Raw genomic sequence first — 22,375 nt, forward strand, 5'->3', positions numbered from 1 at the left:
CGGCTTGGACTAAGTTAAAAATAAGGTCATTTCGACGATCGCACCGCGCTTTTACACTAATTTACTCTGGAGTTTATTCATGTCTCCTGCAAAGAAATTGCTGTTTTCTTTCATTGCATTAGTCGTCATACCGGCGTTCTGTTTATTGGCGCTTGAGGGCGGCTTGAGATTAGCTGGTGTCGGCACCCACTATACCTACTTTAACGAGATTGATATTGATGGTGAAAAATACCTTCAAGACAATAAATCTTTTGCCAATCAATTTTATCCTTCGTCTCTTGGTGTGGCTCCACTGAACAATACCTTGTCAGTAAACCAAGACCAGGATCTAGTGCGTGTTTTTGTGTTAGGTGGTTCTGCTGCACAAGGCTTTCCTCATGTAAATCATGGAATGGACCGCCATTTGAGTGCCCATCTAAAAACGGCGTTACCCAATAAAAATATCGAGATCATCAATACGGCAATGACCTCTGTCAATTCACATGTAGTTTATGAAGTAGCCAGAACATTGCCTGCCAACTCCGCCGACTATGCGGTAATTTTGATGGGTAACAACGAAGTGGTTGGGCCTTACGGACCAAGTACATTCAGCCAAAACTTTCTGTCTAGCCTGACATTAATCAGGACTCTACAAGCATTAAAAAGGACGCGTATTTGGCAGGTCATAGCGATGTTTGTGGAACAGGCACAAGTGTCGTCGGGTGAGGGCGATCTTGAATGGCAGGGCATGCAGATGTTCTCTGGTTTTAGTGTGCCTCATGACGATCCCAGGTTGACGCAGGTATATTCGCATTATGAGAGTAATCTAAAGGATATTATTACTCTGCTACAGCAAAAAGGGATGCACGTTATTCTCTCTTCTGTACCGGTAAATACGCGTCACTCTGCCCCATTTGGATCTCGCCACAAAAGCACGCTAACGGAATCTGAGTTGACACAATGGCATGCCATGAACAGTAAAGCGGAAGAAGCCTTTATCAATGAAAACTGGCAAGCTGCTGTAACGGCCTATGCAGCAATGCTAGAAATAGACGATGAATATGCAGATAGTCATTTTAGGTTGGCTACTGCGTTGGAAAACCTGAATAAATTTGAAGCCGCAAAGCAGCATTTTGAGTTGGCGCTACATTACGATACCAAGCGATTTAGGACGAATCACGTTATTAATAATATTATCCAGCGAGTCGCTATTGAGAAAGCTGGCGAGCAACTGACATATGTGGACAATGTGGACGTATTCAATGCCGCCAGTGCACCCTATGCACCGGGCCTTGACTTACTTCACGAACATGTACATTTTGACTTTGCCGGCAACTACTACCTAGCGCGTGAGTTTACGCAGGCGATCATGTCTGATATTGCGCCGTCTGAACAGTATAAGCGCCTTGCCAAGCATCAGACTGCAGCTTTGATAGGGTTCCCAAACCATGAAACAAATCAGGTGATGGAACGTATGCTGAATATGATACAGAAAGCGCCGTTTACTGAACAAAGTAATCACATTGAACTGAAAGCGCACACCGAGGCGCGAAAAGAGACACTAGAAAAGCAAGTGGGCCGTCCTGCAGAGGTAGTAGAACGACGCCAAAGTATTGTGGATAAAGGATTAGCAGACTGGAAAATTCACTATGAACTAGCGGAATTACACCGGTTTTTACGCAACAAAGAGCAGCATTATTTCCATCTTTCAGAGGTTATCAGGCTTTATCCCCATAACCACGAAAGTTACATTAAAATGGCCGAATACCTGTCGGCAGAAGGCAAGTTTTCTCAAGCAAACGCACATTTACAACGGTCTTTGCATTACACGCGAAACAGTGTTGAAAAAGAAGTGCAAGCACTCGGTTGGTTAGGGCTTAACTATATGAAGTTAAACGATTATTTTAAGGGTAAATCCTATTTACAGGATGTTGTGCGCCAATATCCAGAACAAATAGGGGCGAACATTAGGGCTTATGGTCTTTTGGTCAAGTATGCCCGAGATAACAATCAAAATGACGATTTACGGCAAACGGTTGACGCTGTAAAAGACTATGCCTCAGCATTGATAGAAGCAGGCCGAGATAAAGAATTTCCTTTGCTATATCGGCGAATGGCACAAATAATGACGCTGGCAGGTGAAAGCGAAGAAGCAAAGCATTGGCAAGCGCTGCAAACCTCTTAGATAGGGCTCGCCACAGTGCATTCTGGTTTCCTTCCGCTTTACCGCAATGCAAAACCCACTCACCGCAACCCGTTTCTGTTTGCCCGATTCCTGTGCGAAGTTAAAATTTGAAATAAATAGATAACAAACTGATAACAAACGGAATCGGGGACACACGTTTATGTACAAGAACAACCGTCTTAAAAGCCCTGTTGCGAAGGGGGTTTCACTCGCCCTCGGCGTGAGCTTGATGGCGCCAATATACGCGCAGCAAACTGCTGATACAACTGAGAGCGCTCAGTCTGCGGCCGAACAGGACCCGACTGTTGAGGTCATTCAGGTTACGGGTATTCGCGGAAGTTTAATGCGCTCTATGGACACTAAAAGAGAGTCTGTGGGCGTAGTAGACGCGATTAATTCGGAAGATATTGGTAAGTTTCCCGATACAAACTTGGCCGAATCCTTGCAGCGCATTACCGGTGTGTCCATAGATCGACAAAACGGTGAAGGTTCAAGGGTTACGGTGCGTGGTTTTGGACCCGACTTTAACTTGGTAACGCTTAACGGTCGTCAATTACCGACCAACTCTGGATTAGGACGGTCATTTGATTTTGGTGATTTGGCTTCAGAGGGTGTTGCAGGTGTTGAGATTTACAAAACCGGTAAAGCCCATGTACCCACTGGGGGCATAGGCGCTACTATTAACATTCTCTCCCTCAAGCCTCTTGAAGCGGGTGAGATGAAAGCCAGTTTTGGTGTAAAAGCGGTTAACGATACGTCTACCATCACCGGTGACGCTTGGACGCCCGAATTTTCGGGTCTGTACAGCGATACTTTCCTTGATGATACCGTGGGTGTTGCTATTGTGGCGAGCATCCAAGAAAGAAATAACGGCGCACAGTCTGCATTGACAGATTCATGGGCTGAGGTTGATGGTGCGTCCGTTCGTGATGGCGTCAGCCTTGATGGTACAAGACCTGGAGCTGGTGATATCGTCGCCATTCCAAGAGCTGTTGCTTATAAATTAGACGAGATTGAGCGAACTCGAACCAATGCTCAACTAACCCTGCAATATGCGCCTCTAGATACGCTAACCTTTACCTTGGATTACACATACGCTGAGCAAGAAGTGTCTACCAGTTATAACGATGTTTCATTCTGGGTGGCTCAGGTTCCAGATGAAGTTTTATGGTCTGAAGGGCCTATCGTTTCACCGCTAGTATATAAGGAAACAGGCAGAGAGCCTGATTTTCCGCATGCTGCTGGTGGTGGCGCTTCGCGTAATGAGTTGAACTCTGTAGGTATCAATATCGAGTGGTTGGCAACAGAGGATTTAGAGTTTACATTTGATTACCACGAATCTGAATCAACTCGTGAACCAGATGATATGATCCGCGGAACCAATTCATTCCTAACGGTAGCGGGTTTACGTGGTCAGAGCCGTGAATCAACGACTATAGATTATCGCGGTGACATCCCCGTCACTACAACTACTGCAAGCGATCCCTTATCACCTGATGACATGCGACTAACAGGAAGCGTCTTTGGTAATTCATGGGCAGAAATGGATATTGAACAAGGTCAGTTTTCTGGTAAGTGGTATATTGATAGTGACCAGACGATTGATTTTGGTGTGGGGTTGACCAAAGTTGCCAATTTTGAGGCAAGCAGCAATGTCCAAAGAAATACATGGGGGGTTAATGCTGCCAGTGCGTTAGGTTCAATGTCAGACTTAATGACGCCAGCTAGCTTGGCGGGGATTTTTGATTCATTTAACTCTGGCGATCAAATAACCAATAACTTCTTTATTTTTGATTACACAGAAGTAGCGGCTCGAGCCGTATTCCTAGAGTCCCTTGACCCCAGTAACCCATTGTATCTTGCGCCTGACCCAGGTAACCCCGTCGGAAGTTGTGGAAACGCATTTTGCCCAGATTTTGACCCCGGCTTTGGAAATAACTTTGAAGAAGAGACTGTTTCAGCCTTTATTCAATATAGGTTGTTGGGTGAAATTGGCGACTTCCCATTTAGTATACTCGCCGGATTGCGTTATGAAGAGACTGAAGTATTATCTAGCTCTGCTTCTCGTAACTACACACGTGTTGATTGGGTAGGTGCAACGGAGTGGATAGCCATAGATGATGGCACTGAAGTACCTTCGGGGTTGGAAGCTGAGTATGATAACCTTATGCCAAGTTTGGATATAGACGTAGATATCCACGATGACATGAAACTCCGATATTCATACAGCGAGACTATAGCTCGTGCAGGCTACGGTGCCTTGATTGGTAGTTTGAACATTGCACCTTTTATCCAATATAACTCTTCTGGCCTATACCGAGCGACGGGTAATATTGGTAATCCAGGGTTGTTGCCTTATGAATCGGAAAACCACGACGTGTCATATGAATGGTATTACGATGACGCAAGCTATTTCTCCATCGGCTATTTCAACAAAACAGTATCGAACTTTATTGCTTCTACTGTACGTGAAGATGTCGCTATTTTCCCTGATTTGGCGTTCCCAGGATTTGGTTCTTTATTTGATGAGGCGGTAGCAGCCTTAGGTGGAACACCGTCAAATCAGCAGATAAGAGAGTGGATTTTCGCTAATAGGTCTGACGCGCCTGGTGTTCAACCTGACGGCAATGGCGGTGGTGTTATCACCGGTGTTGCAGGGCGAGATGCGCCGGCTGTGTTTGATTTAACAACCAGTATAAACAGCGATCAAACCTTGACCATAGATGGGTGGGAAGTGGCGTTGCAACATGACTTTGAGGATACAGGTTTTGGCTTTATTGCAAACGCTACCTTTGCAGAGGCCGACAAGAACTTTGATCGCTTCTTGAATGAGCCTCAATTTGCTGTAGCGGGATTAAGCGACTCACGCAACTTGATCTTGTATTACGACAAAGACGGCATTCAAATTCGCCTAGCATACAACTGGCGTGATTCTTGGTATGCCGGTGACGGCGGCCGTCAGCCGGGGTATGTGAATGACTACGAACAGTTTGACTTAAATGCTAGTTACGATTTCGACAACGGTGTAGTTGTCTTCTTTGAAGGGATCAACATTACCGATGCAACGACACGCGGTTGGGCAAGGGATTGGTCACAGGTCAATGGCGTAACGCAAACAGGGCCCAGATACAATCTTGGTGTGCGATATACGTTTTAAGGTAAAATAAGTTGTACCAAAAACTCACCTTAGCGGTATGCTAGGGTGAGTTTTTGAGTTTAGGACCTATGAATATCGATATTAATAATGTTGTTATTGTTGGTGGTGGAACGGCAGGCTGGTTAACCGCTGCCGTGTTAGCGGCACAGTTTGATACTCGAAAAAATTTCAGTGTAACGCTGATCGAATCGCCAAATATCAAAACCATTGGAGTGGGTGAGGGAACCTGGCCAACCATGGCGGCCACATTGAGGCGTATCGGTCTGTCAGAAGCGCAATTTATCAGTGAATGTGATGCCAGTTTTAAACAGGGGTCGCGCTTTATTAACTGGCGCAGTGGGCAGAACGAAAGCTACTATCATCCGTTTTCATTACCTGTTGGATACAATGACATCAACATTGTCGATCACTGGCTCGACAATGGTGCCACAACAAGTTTTGATGAGTTTGCCACTAATCAGGCGAGCGTGTGTAGCAGGCACTTGGCACCTAAGCAGGCTTCCACGCCTGAATATGCCAATGTGGTTAACTATGGTTATCACTTAGATGCGGGAAAGTTTGCAAGGTTATTGAAAACGCATTGTGTTGAACGTCTTGGCGTACAGCATATTTCAGCTGATGTCACCCGTGTTAATCACACCAATGAACACATAGATTCAGTCATATTAGCAGATGGTCGCGCAGTACTTGGTCATTTGTTTATCGATTGTACTGGCTTTAAGCGCTTGCTGATCGGTGACCATATGGGCGCACGGTTTATTAGTCAAAAGTCAGTGCTCTTTAACGATAGGGCAATGGCGTTTCAGGTTCCCTATGCAGATGAGCATGCGCCCATAAACTCCACCACGCATGCAACAGCGCATAAGAATGGCTGGATTTGGGATATTGGCTTACCCTCCAGAAAAGGCATAGGTATTGTGTATTCGTCCGACTATGGCAACGAGCAACAAGCCTACGATATGATGGAGAATTACATAGAGCAACAGGCTCCTCACTGTAATTTAGCTGATATCACGCCGAATAAAATTACGCTAGATCCTGGACACTTAAACACCTTTTGGAAGGGCAATTGTGTGGCAATTGGCTTATCAGCAGGGTTTATTGATCCGTTGGAGGCCACCGCTATGGTGCTTATTGAATTCTCTGCCAAGTTTATCAGAGATCACTTGCCTGCCGGTAAACAGGATTTGGGATTTCTATCTAACAAGTTTAATCAGCGAATGGATTTGCACTGGCGAAATATCATTGATTTTATAAAGTTACATTATGTGTTGTCAGAAAGAACAGATAGCCAATATTGGCTAGATCACAGGGCACAGCATTCCGTGCCAGAATCCCTCAACCGCTTGCTTACTGTGTGGGCACGAAGAGCTCCCTGGCATGCAGATATTGAAGTGGCTGAATCTATGTTTCCGCCTGCGAGCTATCAATATATTCTCTACGGTATGGGGTTTAGGTCGCTATCTGCACTTTCCGATAAGCGGTTTGCTGACAAAGAACGTGCGCATCTTAAGAAATTGCTAAGTCACAAACAAACAGAATTACAAAAGTTGTATCAACATCTGCCAACAAACCGGACGTTGTTACGTGATATCAAACACAGTTGGAATAGCAGGTTGTAAACATGTCGAAATATGAAATGCTGAATAACGTCGCCCATGCAGATCTGAAAATAAGGCTCGATAGGGCAGCAGAGCTGGGGGATGACGTGATGTTTTGCATGACCTATCCGTTTGAGTTTAGGTTGGTTTTGTCTCATTACCCGATTTTAGTCTACCGTGACAAAGACGCTCAGTCTGCCTTCCCTGTGGCACTGTTTGGTTTTGAAGAGGGCGAAAACCTGTTTTTGAGCGGCAGCAGCGGCTGGAATGCCAGATACATTCCTATCATGGTGCAACGTCAGCCTTTTTCTATTGGTTTTCAGCAAGTGCAAGGCAGCTCAGACAAACAGCAGGTTATTACCTTTAATCCGGCGCACCCGCGGGTAAATCGTGAAGTTGGTGAGTCTGTATTCAATGAATATGGAGGGTATACGCCTTACTTAGACCAAGTGGTGAAAATGCTGGAGTCGATCGATACGGGCCACGAACAAAACAGGCGTCTAATCGAGGCATTGGATAAGTACAATTTACTTGAAGAAAGTACTATTGCCATCACGCTTAAAGACGGTACAAATTATGAGTTGGTGGGCTTTAGCACGATTGCGGATGACAGATTTGAAGCACTATCTGCGGAGGCGCTCGATGATCTCAACAAGCAAAAACTGCTTTTGCCCATCACTATGATAATGGCGTCAATGTCTAACCTCGGCAATTTGGTTGATATGCGCAACGCTGCCTTAGGGTAGAGCAGGGGCTAAATGACGTTGCATTACGGTAGTCCAATAGAAGAGATTTCTTGCAGTAATGGTGAGTTTCCTGCTCACCTATACGATGCGGATATGCCTTGTATCCTAAGAGGGATGGTCGCCGATTGGCCTTTGGTACAAGAAGGTTTGCGATCTGACCAACACGCCGTTGACTATCTAATGTCTTTTTACAATCAACAACCAGTCAACGCCTTTATGGCAGGACCTGAAGCGAAACGCAGAATTTTCTACAATGACACAATAGATGGCTTCAACTTTGTTCAATCACAGGTTTATCTTAACGATGCCCTAAACAAGATTATAGAAGTGGCCGAGCAGCCCGATCCTCCTACCTTTTATGTGGGTTCACTCGAAATTGCACGCTATTTACCTGGTTTCAGTGACAACAACCAAGTAGCCATCGATCAGAATCAAATTCGCGAAAGTATTTGGCTCGGGAATCGTACAGTCATTGCGCCCCATTTTGACTTTCCCGACAATCTTGCGTGTTGCGTTTTGGGTGAAAGAAAATTCACACTGTTTCCGCCGCAAGAACACAATAATCTTTATGTTGGCCCGCTCGATTTTACGCCTGCTGGGCAGGTAATCAGTATGGTGGATGTAAATGCGCCTGATCTTGAAAGGTTTCCCCGTTTTGAAAATGCAATGGCCGCTGCAAAAACAGCGCATCTTAAACCGGGGGATGCGATTTACATTCCCAGTATGTGGTGGCATGCGGTAGAAGGGCTTGGCCCTCTTAATGGGTTAGTCAATTATTGGTGGCGCACCATGCCTGACTATCTGGGTATGCCAAACAATGCACTGCTACACGCTATTATGAGTATTAAACATTTGCCCAAGCGTCAGAGACAAGCGTGGAAAACACTGTTCGACAACTATGTTTTTGAACAACCTGAAGACTTCTACCAGCATTTACCTGAAAAGGTACGTGATAATCAGACCAAAATGTCTGATATGACAGCGCGAAAATTACGCGCACAACTGATCAATAAACTTAAGTAGCCGGATAATTCATAAACGTTATGACAGAAAAAAAGTTAGTGCAAAAAGTCATTATCGCTGGTGGAGGGACTGCTGGCTGGATGGCGGCAGCAACCCTGGCTGCAACGATAGGCAAACGGTTACAAATAACCCTTATTGAATCTGACGACATTCCTACCGTCGGTGTGGGTGAAGCTACCGTGCCGTCTTTGCTGACTATTCACCAACTGCTTAAGATTCGCGAAGACGACTTTCTCAGAGCCGTAAATGGAACCTATAAGCTGGGTATCATGTTTGAAAACTGGACCAAACTTAACCATAAGTATTTTCATTCTTTTGGCAAGTCTGGTTTGTCGTGCTGGGCAGCAGGTTTTCACCATTTTTGGGTAAGGGCTAATGAGCAAAAAATGGCCAAAGACTACGCTGCATACAGTCTTGAGTCGGTTGCGGCTGAAAAAGGCAAGTTTGCGCATATCAAAGATCCCCAATTGAACTACGCCTATCACCTGGATTCTGCTGCGTACGGTCAGTTTCTTCGTAGCATTGCACAACAACACGGCACGACGCGCATTGAAGGCAAAATTGACCGGGTTAATGTGCACTCTCAGTCCGGCCATATCGAGTCTTTAACCCTAGCTTCGGGGCAGGTTGTAGACGGTGATTTATTCATAGATTGTACCGGCTTCCGGTCGTTACTTTTGGGTCAGGCACTTAAAGTGGGTTATAACGACTGGAGCGATGTTTTACCGGCAAATGCAGCCTATGCGGTGCAAACTGAATCGCACCGACCCGCGGTACCTTTTACTCGGTCAATAGCACTGGATGCGGGTTGGCGATGGCAAATACCCTTGCAGCACAGAGTGGGCAATGGTGTGGTGTTTTCAACAGAATTTAAAAGTGAGCAAAGTGCACTTGATGATCTATTGCAAGGTATAGATGGCACGCCATTGACCGATCCCCGACTCATACGTTTTACCACGGGACAGCGAAAAGAGTTTTGGCATAAAAACTGTGTATCTGTGGGTTTGTCTAGTGGGTTTATTGAACCGCTTGAATCGACCAGTATCCACCTTATTCAGCAAGCAATAATCTGGTTGATTAGTTTGTTTCCGACCGAAGGGGTGGATGAGAACTTAGTTAACCGCTTTAATCAGCAAATGCGCGTTGAAACAGAAACTATCAGGGACTTTATCGTGTTGCACTACCATTTACAGCAGCGTGATGATCATGAGTTCTGGCGCTATTTACGCAACATGAAAGTGTCTGACCGACTTCAACAAATTATGGACCTGTTTGCCAACAATGGCACCATTGTGGAAGAGCAGGATGACCTGTTTGCAGAGAATTCCTGGGTACAAGTTATGATGGGGCAAGGTTTAACACCCAAGCAATATCATCCTATTGTGGATATGATGAGTGACCGCGACCTGAATACATTCATGCGTCAACAAGAAAGCCAGATCCAACAGCAATTAGCCAATTTGCCAATGCACACACAGTTTATTCAATATTTGCTGCAGGCACAAACACGTGCAAATTGACTAATACTAACGGATTGGATAGGGTGCTCACAGACGGACCGATTAACACTTTCACAAGGAGAGCTCCATGCTACGTCTATCTGCAATACTCTTTATTGTTTCCTTTTCATTCAATGTGCTAGCAAAAGCCGATCAGTCTTCTGATCAAAGCGGTGATGAAATTGACCGTTTATTTACCGCTATGCAGGCGGATCAAATGACCCAGCAAATGTGGACACAGATGCAAGGGTTGTTCAGTCAAATGACTCAAGACTTAAACGTGGATGCCGCAGCCAATGAAATCATTAAACAATATCAAAAGGAGTTGGTAAGCCTGTTACAACAGGAAATGTCATGGGAAAAAATGGCACCGGAAATTCGTCATATTTACGCGCAAAACTTTACGGTAGATGAAATTACTAAAATGGCAGAGTTCTATGAGAGTCCGGCGGGTCAGGCATTTGTAGAAAGAATGCCTATTGTCATGCAGGAATCTATGCAGCTTGGCCAGCGTATGGCGATGAATGCCATGCCTAAACTACAAGCGTTATCTGAGCGTATGCGCGAAGAATTAAAAGAAAAGGCTTCTGAAAAATAAGCTGAAATAAGTGAAGGGCGCCTTTCAGCGCCTTTTATTTTTCAAGGCGCTTCATCACCTGTTTCGGTGTGCGATCGACATAAAATAGTCCCCAGTGTTTTTCCGCACCATGAATGGCGTCAGGGTGCCCTTTCCATGGCTCATCAAACGCTTCAAAGAAGAAAAAGGTGATATTGGCCTTGTTAGCCCACTGATACACCTGTTCAAAGTAGGTTTGCTGATTCATGCAGTTAGCTTGTTCAGGAAACTCCTCGGCAGTGGTTGCCCAGCCACCTTCAAGCACGGCTATTGGCTTCTGAGGAAGTGCTTCATGCACGCGATGAATATTGTCAAGCGTGTAGGCTAACCCTTCCTCAATAAGCTTATGCTCCCACATTGGGTAGGTGTGTACGCCAATATAATCGACAATGTTGGCCAGTGCTTGCCCGTGCTCAATCCACCAGGCATAATTTTCAGCGACTGTAACAGGTTGTTGGATGTGTTGCTTTACCAGTTTTACATAATCAATAACAGTATCAACGGGTACCATGTGGTCATTCCAACTGACAAGCGCCTCATTGCCAACATTCACAGACACAATAATATCGGCGTAATCATTGGCCAGAGAAATGGCTCGCTCAATTTCATGACCATTTTGCAACTTGTTCTTGCTCAGCACCGATTCGGAAATGGGCTCAGTGAGCCAGGGACAACCGTCGTGATTGCTTATTTCTGCGTCTAACCAAATACCGAGTAACACCTTGATAGGAAGCTGGTGTTGACGAATGAGCGATAAAGTATCGGCGGAGTTTTGGCCACTGTCATACAGGCGAATTAAGGTAAAGTTGTGCTCAATCAGTATGTGCAAATCTTCGAGTATTTCTTGCTTGCTAGGGTTATTGGCACCTTCGCCCCTGTCTGGGTGTTGGCCTTCACGAAAGCCTGAGTAGGCAACGGCCATCACTTGGTCAGCAATTAAATTGCGCTTTGATTGCATGTTACCGCCTTTTATCAATGCATTTGTGGTGCTATTTTCTGTTACTGCTAGGCGTCTGTCTCGCCGTTAGCGTTTGGATGGGTACTTATACCGATGAAAGGGACTACGCTTTTTAAAAATACGGGCTCGATGAGGAGTTGCCTTATGCCCTACAAGCTCAGCTTATTGTGTGTATTTCTGCCTTTAACTTGTGTGCATCTCACGTTAACAATAGGTATTGGAATGGGGAATTTATCACCTTGTGTACCGTATTGGTCTGAATGCCATTCCATTAGTGCTACCGGCAGACAATACCCGGAGTTTTTTGTATTTAAAGCGTTAATGATCCCGACTGCGGTTTGCATGGCCATGTATTGGTTATTGCTCGATATATGGTTGCGTCAAATTTCTAAACGGGTATCAGCCAAGTGGGTAACCGCGCAGGGGCTGATGGCTTGTGTGGCACTCATCGTTTATACCGTCACCTTAGGGGCAGAAGGTGAGCCTTACAAACTGGCGAGAAGGGTAGGGATCGTGTTTTTCTTTGTATTTACGTCTTTTGCCCATCTTTTATTGTTAGCAAAACTGACCACTCTAGATACAAAACGTCTGGGGTTAACCACTTGGTGCAAACGAATGCACCGCGTATGTTTCGTTCTGGTTGCTAGCAGTATTATCAGTGCTATTTTAGGGTATGTTTTCCCCAATGTATGGGATAGGTGGGATAATGCTTTTGAGTGGTCGTACTCGTTGCTCATGATATCGCTGTTCTATATCGTGGGTAAAATGTGGCAGACCACTACATTTTCTGTGTGTTTTACAACCAAGAACGAGTCGCCCTAGTCTGCTACACTGTGTGTAAGAATTTCTTTACTCTTTGGGTTGGTTTAATCAATGGACTCTGAATTTGCCATTGAATTTACACGCATTTTCCTCGCGTGTTTTTACACCTTTGTTGCCGCTTTTTATATTGTGCGCCTTAGCAGAAAAAGCACTGATGGAAAAAACTTGGTATTTTCAGGTGAAAAATACAGTGCTACATGGTGGAACCACCTTTTGTTCAGATGGTTTCGTGTTGCTATTTGGGCTGCATGCCTGATTCGCGTGTTTTTCCCTTCATTTGATCAATTTCTAGGCGTGTTACAGGTGCTACATCATTGGCCTTTGATTGTGCTAGGGAATGTACTCTTGATAGCGGGGTTCGTAGCAACAGTGTTAGTGCATAAGTCAATGGGACACTTGTGGCGTTCTGGTATCGACCCTCAAGGACCGTCTAACTTGAAAACTGACAGTTATTTTCAGTTTTCCCGTAACCCTATGTTTGTATCTGTAGCCCTTGCTCAACTTGGCTTTTTTCTGGCATTCCCTAGTGTTTTTTCACTGATTTGTTTACTGCTTGGTTGGGCGGCTTTACATCGCCAAATACTGGCGGAAGAGCAGCATTTATCCGCGCATTTCCGTTATCAGTATCAGAATTACAGAAAGCGTGTCCCACGTTGGTTGTAGAGTTATTTAAATTTATACCTATGGGTCAGTTCTTATACCTTTTATTCCCACGGAATAATCCTATTGCTGCTATTTTTTTAGCTGGGAAGGGGAATGATCACATGAATACGAAGCACTCAGAGCAGGTGGTGGTTGAAAAGGGCGTATTGCAAATGTATCGCTTGAAAAGGCTTTTGAATAACGCGTGCCCAAGCATGGAAGAGCGCTACTGGCAGACGCGAATTAACCGTTTAAATGACACTAAAAAATCCAACCGATAGGCCTGATTCATACAAAGGTATCTATTCGGCTTCCTAATCTTTCATTGCTATTATTACTTGCCTGAGATGAATCTGATTGTTGAGATGGGGTTTCAAGCGACACCGATTCTCTCTGCTCAGGTTGCGAGGTTTGCGTAGATCTGGGCTCAGTAGCCAGTTGGGCTATTGCCGCTGCGTTTGTGGAGCCTACTTCCATTCTTATTTACCTCTCATGTTAGTTATCTCTCAAACAACTTATTTCACTATAGAACAGCTTTAGTTATTTGGCCAGAATAAGCGGGGTTAGTTGTTCAAACATGATGTCGGCAATAAGTGGTTGAGCTTGCTTATTGGGATGGATTCCGTCAGACATCATTAATGTCTTGTCTAGTGCGATCTCTGATAAGAAAAACGGGATGAGCGGGATATCGTATTCAGACGCCAGATCGTCGTACGCCTGACCAAACATCCTGGTATATCGGGCGCCATAGTTGGTGGGTATCTCCATATCCTGCAAAATTACGTTAGCGCCGGCTGCTTGGGAAAGCTCAATCATTTTGCGTAAGTTTTGCTTCATGGTTTTAATACTGAGCCCCTGCAAACCGTCATTTCCGCCCAATTCAATGAGGACGTGTGTCGGCTGGTTTTGTTCTAGCAGACGAGGTAACCTTTCTAATCCTCCAGTGGTGGTATAGCCACTTATCGCAGCATTTATGACTTCAATCCCGTGTTCACCCTCGTGCCATTGATTTGCCAGTAAATTTACCCAACCCTCAGATTCAAGTAACTCATAAGCAGCGCTTAAACTGTCACCAAGGACAAGTAAGCTTTTGTTACTCTTTTTTAATGCCTGGTTTGGCGTTGAAGCTTGATCCGACAGCGCTGTTGAGGGTATTAACAATAAACAAAGAGAAATAGCAGCAAAGTAGGCTTTTAGATGACTCAACACGGTAAAACAGACTCCAGTTCAAGTATAAGTGCGCGACAGGTTACTAAAACTGTCACTACGGGTGAAGGCAAGCTTCAGATCCTTCAGCCCATTTCTTTTGAAGTAATGGCTGGAGAATCAATCGCTATTGTAGGCGCATCTGGCTCTGGTAAGTCAACACTTCTTGGGTTACTCGCGGGGCTTGATGAGACGAGCAGCGGAGAGATTTGGCTGGAAGGGTCACCCCTTCACAATCTTGACGAAGAGGCCAGAGCACGCCTTAGAGGTGAAAAAGTGGGCTTCATCTTTCAAAGCTTTATGTTGGTACAAAGCCTGACAGCACTCGAAAACGTGATGTTACCGGCGCAGATTGCTGGCTTGTCCGATCCAAAAGGGCGTGCAGAACAAATTCTCGACCAAGTCGGGTTGTCGCACCGAGCGCATCACTATCCCAATCAATTGAGTGGGGGCGAGCAGCAGCGTGTTGCCATTGCTCGAGCTTTTATTGGGCAACCAAAAATTTTGTTTGCCGATGAACCTACAGGCAACCTTGATGCGGCAAACAGTGGCAAAGTGGAGCAGTTACTGTTTGATTTAAATAAACAAAACGGTACGACTCTAGTGTTGGTGACGCACGATGATGAGCTTGCCGCTCGATGCCAAAGACAGTTGAGAATGCACGCCGGCGAACTTTCAGAAGTAGCCTTGAAGGAGGCCAGTTAAACATGGTTGTTGATTTAGCCTGGCGACTTTTTCGCCACGAGGCCAAACGGGGTGAATTAACTGTCATCCTTTTTGCCATTGTGCTCTCTGTTTCTGCTGTCTTGTCGTTAAGCTTGTTTAGTGAGCGGTTGCAAAGTGCGTTGGTTGAACGCTCTGCTGCATTTATCGCGGCTGATAGTCAGTTATGGTCAAGGAATGGTTTTGATGAGAGCTGGATAAACTATGCGCAAGAACAGGGTTTAAATACGGCTAAACGCGCCTCCACACGATCAATGGCGTTTGGCCAGGAAGATATGGCGCTGGTTGATCTACGAGCGGTAAGTGACGCATACCCGCTCAAGGGCACAGTAAAAGTCGCTGATGAGCCCTTCGGGCAGCTCTACGATACAGAATCTTTACCTCAACCTGGTTTTGCTTGGATAGATGCGCGTTTATTTCAATTGCTTGACCTGACACTGGGCGGCACTATTGACATCGGAGATAAAACACTCGTTGTTGAGCGAGTACTTGGTGAAATTCCCGACGCTGGCTTTAGTGTATTTAACACTGATCCTATTGTTTTGATGGCGATAGAGGATTTGCCAGAAGCCAACATTACTGGCCCAGGAAGCAGAGTGAATTACGTCACCTACTTCACTGGCAGCGAGGATCAGCTCGAGGCGTATTATGAATGGTTGAGACCGCAGATGGACGATGAAATTCACTGGTGGCGGTCACTAGAGGGAGATGAATCTAGAATAGGTCGTTCGGTGGCCCGTGCCGAACAGTACTTTTTACTCGCTAGTCTTTTGGCCATTGTACTAGCTGCGGTGTCTATTGCGGTTGCCGCGCAGCGCTACAGTCAGCGACATTTTGATCCTGTGGCTATTATGAAAACGCTGGGGGCGACTAAGCAAATGATCCAGCGGGTATATGTTCTGCAAATCTTGTTCATTATGCTGTTAGGCATCACGCTAGGACTTGCCGTTGGCTTTGCCATTCAACAACTGGTAGTCATAGCTCTGGCAGATACCGTTGATGTCTCTTTGTCAGTGTGGCATTGGCGCCCGGTTGTTATCGCAACGTTTACCGGCGCATTATGTGCGCTAATGTTTTCGTTGTACCCGTTAATGCAGTTGTTTTCAGTACCGCCGTTGCGCGTTTTGCGCCGTGATATCTCGTCAACACTTACAGCTCGATGGCTTCAGTTCTTGCTGGCAGGTGGCGCCATATTCTTTTTGATGTGGTCCTACAGTGGTGATTTATTGATAAGCGCAATCTTATTTGCCTCTGGTATTGTGCTAATCGCAGGGTTGATCGGTGTGACTTTCGGCCTAATAGCGCTGGGTCGAAAGCTCGGGCAAGGTAGCATGGGAGCGTGGCAGCTAGCGTGGGCACGTATCCGTCGGCGTGCAATGGATAACAGTGTGCAATTAATCAGTTTCTCTATCACCATTATGCTGCTCCTTGTGGTTTTGGTAATGCGTAACGATATGATAGAGGAGTGGCGGGGCCAGTTACCCGAAGGGACGCCTAATTATTTCATGGCAAATATAGCCGACGATGATAAGGCGGCATTGCTGTCACATTTTGAGACCAATGGCGTAACAGTGGATGAACTGTTTCCAATCGTTAGGGGACGCTTTATTGAAGTTAACGGTGAACGTGTTAACACAGAAGTGACCAAAGAGGATGACGACACTCCACGCGAGGGGCGCGACGGGCTTGGCCGTGAGGCAAACCTAAGTTGGAGTAACCAACTGCAAAAAGAAAATGTGGTGGTGGAAGGTGAGTGGCATGACAAGTGGCAACCATCCACGTCGGAAGGTACTGTCTATTATCCTGTTTCTCTTGAGAGTGAAGTAGCAGGAAGGCTAGATCTTAAACTGGGAGACAAGCTGACCTTCAATATAGGGAGTGAAATGGTCTACACCGAGGTTACCAGTATCCGAGAGGTTAACTGGCAGACTATGCAGCCTAATTTCTTCTTTGTATTGCATCCAGCAGCAATGGACGCTTTCAAACCGACTTATTTAACCAGTTTCCATCTAGACGCTGAGCGCAAACCTGTGTTGACGTCATTGCTTCAACCATTTCCTACTATTACGCTGTTTGATGTGGATGCGCGTATCAATCAGCTTAGAAGCATTGTTGACCAAGTCTCTTTAGCCGTAGAGTTTATCCTTATTCTCGTGTTGGCTGCCGGTTCATTGGTGCTTATTGCACAAGTACAGGCCAGCATGGATGAGCGACAGCAAGAGCTGGCCATATTGCGAACATTAGGGGCCAAAGGCAGCCTGATCAGACAGAGCGTTGTCTTTGAATTTATCATAATCGGCGTCGTGGCGGGCTTGATGGCTGCAATAGCCAATGAGTTGAGCTTGTACTTGTTACAAACGCAAGTGTTCCAAATGTCGCCTGGGTTGCACCTAGACTATTGGGGGGTAGCAGCTGTCGCGGGGGCTGTCGTCGTGGGAACCTTGGGTGCCATTAGCTGCTGGCGCCTGCTGTCATTGAACACGACCACACTGTTACGACGAATGGTGTAAGTGCAATAAGACCAGGACGCTATTGAAAAATAGCGTCCAATGCTGGTTGCAATTCAGGATAGATAAAGTTGTAACCAGCTTCCTGTAATCGTTGGGGTAACACAAACTGGCCAGTTAGCAGCAAATCTGAGGCTTCGCCCATGAGCATATTGAGGGCAAACGCAGGCATGGGTATAACGGTAGGTCTGTTCAATGCTTTGCCAAGCGCTTTGGTAAAAGCAGCATTACTGACTGGTGACGGGGCGGTAAAGTTGAATGCACCTTTGAGTGAATCATTAGCAATCAAATAGTGTATTCCCGCAACCATATCATCGATGTGGATCCAGGACATGCCTTGCTTGCCATTACCAATAGGGCCGCCTAAACCCAATGAAAAGGGCAGTGTCATTTTGCCGAGCGCACCTTTGCCTTTGCCCAGTACAATGCCTGTTCTCAACATGCACACCCTGGTTTTTTCTGACTGTGCGCCAGACGCAATATTTTCCCATGTGGCGCAGAGCCTGTGGGTAAACTCGTCATTGATATTGTGTTCAACCTCTGTCACTGGCGTGGACGATTGACGCCCATAATAGCCAATTGCAGAGCCTGAAATAAAAACAGAGGGTGGAGATGCACTGGCCTGTAGTAATTTAATAATATGTGATGTGGTTTGCCAGCGGCTGTCCTGAATCTTTTGTTTTTGCGTTTTAGTCCAGCGTTTGTCTGCAATAGGCTCTCCCGCTAAATTGATCACGCAATCAAAATCATCCAGGTGATTAAGGTGGTTGAGTGAGGCTATTACTGCAACTTCACAGGATACATTTTCAAACTGATTAAGACAGTCCTGACCTTGTCGACTGAGCACGCTGACTTTTACCCCGTCGGGTAAAGAGCGAATAAAAGCGCTACCTACAAAGCCCGTGCCGCCTGTTATCAAGTAGTGAGAGGGTTTCACTCAGCATCCTTATTACACGACAGCGTTAACGACACGGAATCAGAAAAGCGCAATGCATGAGGCTTATCAACTTCTACTTGTGCATATTTTACCCAAGGGTGCTCTGCTGCTACTGCAAGCACATCAGCAGTCAGTTTTTCAAGTAAATAAAAACGGTTATCTTCGACCAGCTTAATGATGGCCTTGGTGATGCCCTTATAGTTTAATGCATCATCTATTTGATCACTGTTTGTTGCACGTTGACCGTCATAATGGATAACAACATTGACCACTACGTCCTGCTTATTTTGTATTTCTTCCTCTTTAATCCCTATATAAGTGCGTAAGCGAAGGTTTTTAATTCTGATTGTCGCATCGTTTAACGTCATTCTGCTTCCTGATGAGTTATTTTCTGTTAGTCTACATGCCTATGTAGGACAAGGCATTGCTATTTATTAATGGAAATTCAATCTCCCGCAGCAAAAACACTTTTGATTTTGGCCTGTTTCATTGTTGTGATGGCCGGTATTAAAGCCGCGAGCGCTATTATGGTGCCGTTCTTTCTTTCAGTCTTTATTGCCATCGCTTGTGGCCCTGTTATTAACTGGTCCAGCAAACGTGGCGTTCCGCGATGGGCATCGGTATTTTTAGTTATACTGTTAATCGTTGTGATTGGATTCATGCTTGCTGGTCTGGTAGGCCAATCGATGACTGAATTCAGAGCAAACATGCCGCAATATAAGGAGCAGTTGGAGGTAGAGTTTGCCTGGGTAGTTGAGCAACTCGCCCGCTTTAACATCCAGCTCAATCAAGCACTGATTAGCCAGCATCTTAACCCAGGTATGGCGATGTCGATTGCTACAAATTTCTTGAGCGGTATGGGCGGGGTGTTGTCCAATCTCTTATTGATTCTGCTTACTGTTATTTTCATGTTGTTTGAAGCCGAGAGCTTTCCTCGACGAATACACATCGCTATGGCAGATCCGGATATGAAGTTTACCCACATAGACCGCTTTATTCAGTCAGTAAATAGTTACCTTGCAATCAAAACGGTAGTAAGCCTGTTTACGGGGTTGTTTATTGGCGTTTATTTGTGGTTCTTAGGCGTTGACCACTTTTTATTGTGGAGTGTACTCGCATTTATGCTCAACTATATTCCCAATATAGGTTCTTTTATCGCCGCAGTACCTGCCATTTTAATGGCTTTTATCGAACAGGGGATGGGCGTGGCGGGGCTAACAGCCCTTGGTTTTGTTGTTGTGAATACGGTGATGGGCAATTTCATTGAGCCTAAATTTATGGGTAAAGGTTTGGGGCTATCTACCCTTGTGGTTTTCTTGTCACTTGTGTTTTGGGGCTGGTTACTGGGTAGCGTAGGTATGTTGTTATCTGTGCCACTCACCATGGTAGTGAAAATTGCCCTGGAATCCCGCGAAGAGAGTAAATGGATAGCGGTATTATTGTCCAGTGAGGGTAGTGAGCCGATTAAAGCTCAACCTGATGCTGGCACCTCCAGAGGCTGAAGATTCTATGGCCAGCCTGCCGCCGTAGCTGGCCATAATGTCACTCACTACTGCCATGCCAATACCTTGGCCTTCCTGATAGGTATCGAGCCTCTTGCCACGGGTGAGCAGTGTTTGTTTGTCCTGTTCTTTGATGCCGGGACCGTCATCTTCAATAATGACGTCACGCGTTGCAGAGGTGTCTTCCGAATAAATAGAGACCTGTGTGTTTGCAGCTTTACAGGCATTGTCTAACACATTTCCCAGAACCTCCATGAGATCTGTCGATTCCATCGGCAGTGTAAAGCCATCAGCAATATTATTGATCAGCGTTAAATTCTGCTCTGCATGTACTTTGGCCATGGCAGACAACAATTGCTGCGCAATGGCCTTTACTGGAATGGGGGCGTGCCAACCGGGCTTTTGGGTAGCAGCACGTTTTAACTGGCGTTGAATAATGCTTTCTATTTCATTGAGAGGCTGTATTAGCTGGGGCAGACTGCCTGCCTCACCTTTGGCAACAGTGAGAGGGGTTTTTAGACTGTGGGCCAAATCACTCAGACTATTTTTATATCTTTCTCTTTGTTGTTTCTCGTGCGTTATGAGTTGATTAATACTGCTACTAAGCGGTGTAATTTCGATAGGATAATCAGACGACACTAAGCCTTTAGTGCCATCTGATGCGGCCGCGATTTCTCTATTCAAACGGTTTAGTGGTTTTAGCAGAAACTTTATGCCCAACAACAGTGATAACAGAAGTAGTGCATCCAATAATAATAAACCTTGCCACAATGCCTTAAGGAAAGATTCCCGCTCTTGATCAAAACTACTTTTGTCGTAAACGACATAAAAATGAACCGGCGAAAAGCCCTCTGAATGGGCGAACTCTGCGGTAAAAATATAGATAAATAGACCATCCTGTTCACTGAATTGCTCGGAACCCGTTTGTGGTGGAGAGGGTAGTAGAGGCACCGGAATGCTCAAACTAGACGATGAGCGCCACACTAACTCGCCTTGCCATTTTATGTAGCCATAAACGCCGGAATCAGTAAGGTTTAGCTGTTCATCTCTTACGCTAACCGGCATGCTCGGTGCTTCGTTATCAAACTCGAATTCACTGATAAGCATCAGCGAGTTGAGTTTGAGTTGCTGGAGTGTGGCTTGGGTCAGACTGGCTTTGTACGCTTCGTCGAGTGTGAAAATTGCCGCTGGCGTGAACAACAATAAGGCTACTACGGCGATTAATACACTTCTCGCCCTTAACGAGAGAGTATTTATGTCCATTAAGCGCGTTGTTGCTCAGTCGTTCGTGCCAGCCTGTAACCTCTGCCTCGCAGTGTCTCAATGGGCTTTAACGTGCCATCAGGGTCGAGTTTTTTACGCAGTCTACCAATAAACACCTCAATTACATTACTATCCAAATCAAAATCCTGGTCGTAAATGTGCTCGGTCAGCTCAGTTTTAGAAATGACTTTTTCTGGGTTGAGTAAGAAATACTCGACGACTTTGTATTCGTAGGCGGTAAGGGAAACCGGACTACTATTTACTAGTACTTCTTCACTCACGGTATCGAGGGAGAGCGCACCGTGATTTAACACCGGGTTAGCTTTACCAGAGGCTCTTCTGATCAGCGCTTTCAAGCGCGCCAAAAGCTCTTCATCATGAAAAGGTTTGGTGAGGTAGTCGTCGGCACCCGCATCCAAACCCTCGACTTTTTCCTGCCATCTGTCTCTGGCCGTTAAAAGCAGGATCGGGCAACGAATATCTTGCTGACGACATCGACGTACCAGTTCAAAACCATCAATTTTGGGTAAGCCAACATCAACGATGGCAGCATCATAGGGGTGCTCTGAGAATAAAAAAAGCGCTTTTTCGCCATCATCGGCTAAGTCGACACTGTAGCCTTGTTGGCGCAACATTACATCCAGTTGCATCAAAAGTCTGGCATCGTCTTCTACTACTAGTAGTCTCACCCTAATTATCCTTTTTAATTTTCGGTTGCGGCGTTTGCTGCACCACTCTGCCGGTATGCCGATTAACATCCACATTCACTACACGTCCGGATTTTTGCAGCATTTTTACACGGTAATGTTGGTTCTTTTGATCAACCCTGAGGACACGACCGTCTACGCGTTGACGTGCTTGCTGGATAGCCTGCGCCTGATTAATTGTTTTGTTTTGCTTTTTATCATCACTTTGCTGCGCCATAGCCACAGAGGGGCCAAGCACCAGCGCAGCAATGGCAGCTGCTATTGCGATCACAGTGTTTATCTTGCTCATAATGCTCATGGCG

At 45.6% G+C, this 22,375-nt stretch carries 21 protein-coding genes; 13 read left to right on the forward strand and 8 right to left on the reverse strand.

From position 1 onward, the window contains the following. The first annotated feature begins 79 nt into the window (after positions 1-79). The 7 genes from DRW07_RS05995 to DRW07_RS06025 all read left to right on the forward strand — a co-directional run bounded on the left by DRW07_RS05995 (position 80) and on the right by DRW07_RS06025 (position 10,788). Complete coding sequence (locus DRW07_RS05995; RefSeq protein WP_124026996.1) at positions 80-2,164, forward strand: tetratricopeptide repeat protein; 2,085 nt, start codon at positions 80-82, stop codon at positions 2,162-2,164. Positions 2,165-2,324: 160 nt separating this feature from the next. Next, positions 2,325-5,321 carry a TonB-dependent receptor gene (locus tag DRW07_RS06000; protein ID WP_124026997.1) on the forward strand — a complete coding sequence of 999 codons (2,997 nt, stop codon included), beginning with the start codon at positions 2,325-2,327 and terminating at the stop codon, positions 5,319-5,321. Between the two features lie 53 nt (positions 5,322-5,374). Beyond that, positions 5,375-6,943 (forward strand): tryptophan halogenase family protein, encoded by a 1,569-nt coding sequence (locus DRW07_RS06005; RefSeq protein ID WP_205665372.1) that lies wholly within the window; start codon positions 5,375-5,377, stop codon positions 6,941-6,943. Positions 6,944-6,945: 2 nt separating this feature from the next. Continuing rightward, positions 6,946-7,668, forward strand: a complete 723-nt coding sequence (locus tag DRW07_RS06010) for a SapC family protein (RefSeq protein ID WP_124026998.1) — start codon at positions 6,946-6,948, stop codon at positions 7,666-7,668. Between the two features lie 12 nt (positions 7,669-7,680). Then, complete coding sequence (locus tag DRW07_RS06015) at positions 7,681-8,691, forward strand: cupin-like domain-containing protein (RefSeq protein WP_124026999.1); 1,011 nt, start codon at positions 7,681-7,683, stop codon at positions 8,689-8,691. A 20-nt stretch (positions 8,692-8,711) separates the two neighbouring features. After that, a complete protein-coding gene (locus tag DRW07_RS06020) occupies positions 8,712-10,211 on the forward strand; it encodes a tryptophan halogenase family protein (RefSeq protein ID WP_124027000.1) in 1,500 nt (499 codons plus the stop codon). A 67-nt stretch (positions 10,212-10,278) separates the two neighbouring features. Next, entirely contained in the window at positions 10,279-10,788 is a 510-nt protein-coding gene (locus DRW07_RS06025) for a DUF2059 domain-containing protein (protein WP_124027001.1), read from the forward strand. A gap of 34 nt (positions 10,789-10,822) precedes the next feature. Here the strand turns inward: DRW07_RS06025 and DRW07_RS06030 are convergent, their stop codons facing one another. Further along, positions 10,823-11,764: a glycoside hydrolase family 17 protein gene (locus DRW07_RS06030; RefSeq protein WP_124027002.1), complete on the reverse strand. Its 942-nt coding sequence runs from the start codon at positions 11,762-11,764 to the stop codon at positions 10,823-10,825. Between the two features lie 222 nt (positions 11,765-11,986). Here DRW07_RS06030 and DRW07_RS06035 point away from each other — a divergent pair, with 222 nt between their 5' ends. From DRW07_RS06035 to DRW07_RS18265, 3 genes are all read left to right on the forward strand, one after another. Then, complete coding sequence (locus DRW07_RS06035; protein ID WP_240630522.1) at positions 11,987-12,586, forward strand: hypothetical protein; 600 nt, start codon at positions 11,987-11,989, stop codon at positions 12,584-12,586. 51 nt (positions 12,587-12,637) lie between these two features. Then, positions 12,638-13,249 carry a methyltransferase family protein gene (locus DRW07_RS06040; protein WP_124027004.1) on the forward strand — a complete coding sequence of 204 codons (612 nt, stop codon included), beginning with the start codon at positions 12,638-12,640 and terminating at the stop codon, positions 13,247-13,249. Positions 13,250-13,350: 101 nt separating this feature from the next. Beyond that, positions 13,351-13,509: a hypothetical protein gene (locus DRW07_RS18265; protein WP_165870420.1), complete on the forward strand. Its 159-nt coding sequence runs from the start codon at positions 13,351-13,353 to the stop codon at positions 13,507-13,509. Between the two features lie 7 nt (positions 13,510-13,516). Here the strand turns inward: DRW07_RS18265 and DRW07_RS06045 are convergent, their stop codons facing one another. Together DRW07_RS06045 and DRW07_RS06050 are read right to left on the reverse strand one after the other, a co-directional pair. Continuing rightward, on the reverse strand, positions 13,517-13,705 hold the full coding sequence (locus DRW07_RS06045) for a hypothetical protein (protein WP_124027005.1): 189 nt from the start codon (positions 13,703-13,705) through the stop codon (positions 13,517-13,519). 63 nt (positions 13,706-13,768) lie between these two features. Beyond that, on the reverse strand, positions 13,769-14,437 hold the full coding sequence (locus tag DRW07_RS06050) for an arylesterase (RefSeq protein ID WP_124027006.1): 669 nt from the start codon (positions 14,435-14,437) through the stop codon (positions 13,769-13,771). Here DRW07_RS06050 and DRW07_RS06055 point away from each other — a divergent pair. Together DRW07_RS06055 and DRW07_RS06060 are read left to right on the forward strand one after the other, a co-directional pair. Next, the gene (locus DRW07_RS06055) at positions 14,426-15,139 is read left to right on the forward strand and encodes an ABC transporter ATP-binding protein (protein ID WP_124027007.1); all 714 of its coding nucleotides are present in this window, start codon (positions 14,426-14,428) and stop codon (positions 15,137-15,139) included. The genes DRW07_RS06050 and DRW07_RS06055 overlap by 12 nt on opposite strands. 2 nt (positions 15,140-15,141) lie before the next feature. After that, the gene (locus DRW07_RS06060; protein ID WP_124027008.1) at positions 15,142-17,667 is read left to right on the forward strand and encodes an ABC transporter permease; all 2,526 of its coding nucleotides are present in this window, start codon (positions 15,142-15,144) and stop codon (positions 17,665-17,667) included. A gap of 19 nt (positions 17,668-17,686) precedes the next feature. On the opposite strand, the gene DRW07_RS06065 is transcribed toward DRW07_RS06060, so the two are convergent. Further along, positions 17,687-18,601: a TIGR01777 family oxidoreductase gene (locus DRW07_RS06065; RefSeq protein WP_205665373.1), complete on the reverse strand. Its 915-nt coding sequence runs from the start codon at positions 18,599-18,601 to the stop codon at positions 17,687-17,689. Continuing rightward, positions 18,598-18,969 carry a dihydroneopterin triphosphate 2'-epimerase gene (folX, locus tag DRW07_RS06070; protein ID WP_124027009.1) on the reverse strand — a complete coding sequence of 124 codons (372 nt, stop codon included), beginning with the start codon at positions 18,967-18,969 and terminating at the stop codon, positions 18,598-18,600. The genes DRW07_RS06065 and folX overlap by 4 nt, the downstream gene beginning before the upstream one ends. Positions 18,970-19,038: 69 nt before the next feature. Between folX and DRW07_RS06075 the strand changes: the two genes are divergently transcribed. After that, positions 19,039-20,103: an AI-2E family transporter gene (locus DRW07_RS06075; protein ID WP_124027010.1), complete on the forward strand. Its 1,065-nt coding sequence runs from the start codon at positions 19,039-19,041 to the stop codon at positions 20,101-20,103. Here DRW07_RS06075 and DRW07_RS06080 read toward each other — a convergent pair. Genes DRW07_RS06080 through DRW07_RS06090 form a run of 3 tightly spaced genes read right to left on the reverse strand, consistent with a single transcriptional unit; the run spans position 20,038 to position 22,362 of the window. Then, entirely contained in the window at positions 20,038-21,366 is a 1,329-nt protein-coding gene (locus DRW07_RS06080) for an ATP-binding protein (protein WP_124027011.1), read from the reverse strand. The two genes, DRW07_RS06075 and DRW07_RS06080, sit on opposite strands and share 66 nt — an antisense overlap. Next, the gene (locus tag DRW07_RS06085; protein ID WP_124027012.1) at positions 21,366-22,055 is read right to left on the reverse strand and encodes a response regulator transcription factor; all 690 of its coding nucleotides are present in this window, start codon (positions 22,053-22,055) and stop codon (positions 21,366-21,368) included. Before DRW07_RS06085 ends, DRW07_RS06080 begins: the two co-directional genes overlap by 1 nt. A 1-nt stretch (position 22,056) precedes the next feature. Then, on the reverse strand, positions 22,057-22,362 hold the full coding sequence (locus tag DRW07_RS06090; RefSeq protein ID WP_165870421.1) for a PepSY domain-containing protein: 306 nt from the start codon (positions 22,360-22,362) through the stop codon (positions 22,057-22,059). Positions 22,363-22,375: the final 13 nt, after the last annotated feature.

The organism is Paralteromonas sediminis (genome assembly GCF_003820355.1).
GTDB lineage: Bacteria > Pseudomonadota > Gammaproteobacteria > Enterobacterales > Alteromonadaceae > Alteromonas_F > Alteromonas_F sediminis.